Source organism: Pseudoalteromonas sp. BDTF-M6 (genome assembly GCF_018334135.1).
Lineage (GTDB): Bacteria > Pseudomonadota > Gammaproteobacteria > Enterobacterales > Alteromonadaceae > Pseudoalteromonas.
On sequence record NZ_JAGXTQ010000012.1, the window covers coordinates 1 to 1,648 of the forward strand.

At 51.9% G+C, this 1,648-nt stretch carries 1 rRNA gene; it reads right to left on the reverse strand.

The annotated features are described in order from the left end of the window. Positions 1-1,648 (reverse strand): 23S ribosomal RNA (locus tag KD147_RS16680); the annotation flags it as partial.

Below are 1,648 nucleotides of genomic sequence, written 5' to 3' on the forward strand. Positions count from 1 at the left end.
GCTTCAAAGCCTCCCACCTATCCTACACATGTAGGCTCAATGTTCAGTGCCAAGCTGTAGTAAAGGTTCACGGGGTCTTTCCGTCTAGCCGCGGGTACACAGCATCTTCACTGCGATTTCAATTTCACTGAGTCTCGGGTGGAGACAGCGTGGCCATGGTTACACCATTCGTGCAGGTCGGAACTTACCCGACAAGGAATTTCGCTACCTTAGGACCGTTATAGTTACGGCCGCCGTTTACCGGGGCTTCGATCAAGAGCTTCGTCCGAGGACTAACCCCATCAATTAACCTTCCGGCACCGGGCAGGTGTCACACCGTATACGTCATCTCGCGATTTAGCACAGTGCTGTGTTTTTAATAAACAGTCCCAGCCACCTGGTCACTGCGACTCCCGTCCGCTTAGAGAGCAAGTCTCATCACAGGTAGGAGCGTACCTTCTCCCGAAGTTACGGTACTATTTTGCCTAGTTCCTTCACCCGAGTTCTCTCAAGCGCCTTAGTATTCTCTACCTGACCACCTGTGTCGGTTTGGGGTACGATTCGGTATAAACTGAAGCTTAGAGGCTTTTCCTGGAAGTATGGCACCAACAGCTTCCACTCCGTAGAGTGTCGTCTCGTATCTCAGCCTTAAAGAATCCCGGATTTTCCTAAGATTCAAGCCTACATACTTTCACACGGACAACCAACGCCGTGCCTGCCTAGCCTTCTCCGTCCCCCCATCGCATTTATACCAAGTACGGGAATATTAACCCGTTTCCCATCGACTACGCCTTTCGGCCTCGCCTTAGGGGTCGACTCACCCTACCCTGATTAACATGGGATAGGAACCCTTGGTCTTCCGGCGTGCGGGTTTTTCACCCGCATTATCGTTACTCATGTCAGCATTCGCACTTGTGATATGTCCAGCATGCCTCCCGGCACACCTTCAGCCACTTACACAACGCTCCCCTACCCCGCGAACTAAGTTCGCAGCCGCAGCTTCGGTGGTATGTTTAGCCCCGTTACATCTTCCGCGCAGGCCGACTCGACTAGTGAGCTATTACGCTTTCTTTAAAGGGTGGCTGCTTCTAAGCCAACCTCCTAGCTGTTTTAGCCTTCCCACATCGTTTCCCACTTAACATACACTTTGGGACCTTAGCTGGCGGTCTGGGTTGTTTCCCTCTCCACGACGGACGTTAGCACCCGCCGTGTGTCTCCCGGATAGTACTCATTGGTATTCGGAGTTTGCATGGGGTTGGTAAGTCGGGATGACCCCCTAGCCCAAACAGTGCTCTACCCCCAATGGTATTCGTCCGAGGCTCTACCTAAATAGATTTCGGGGAGAACCAGCTATCTCCCGGTTTGATTAGCCTTTCACTCCTAGCCACAGGTCATCCCCTAACTTTTCAACGTTAGTGGGTTCGGTCCTCCAGTTGATGTTACTCAACCTTCAACCTGCCCATGGCTAGATCACCGGGTTTCGGGTCTATACCTTGCAACTCAACGCGCAGTTAACGCTCGCTTTCACTACGGCTACCCTATTCGGTTAACCTCGCTACAAAATATAAGTCGCTGACCCATTATACAAAAGGTACGCAGTCACCCTCGAAGGGCTCCTACTGCTTGTACGTACACGGTTTCAGGTTCTATTTCACTCCCCTCACAGGGG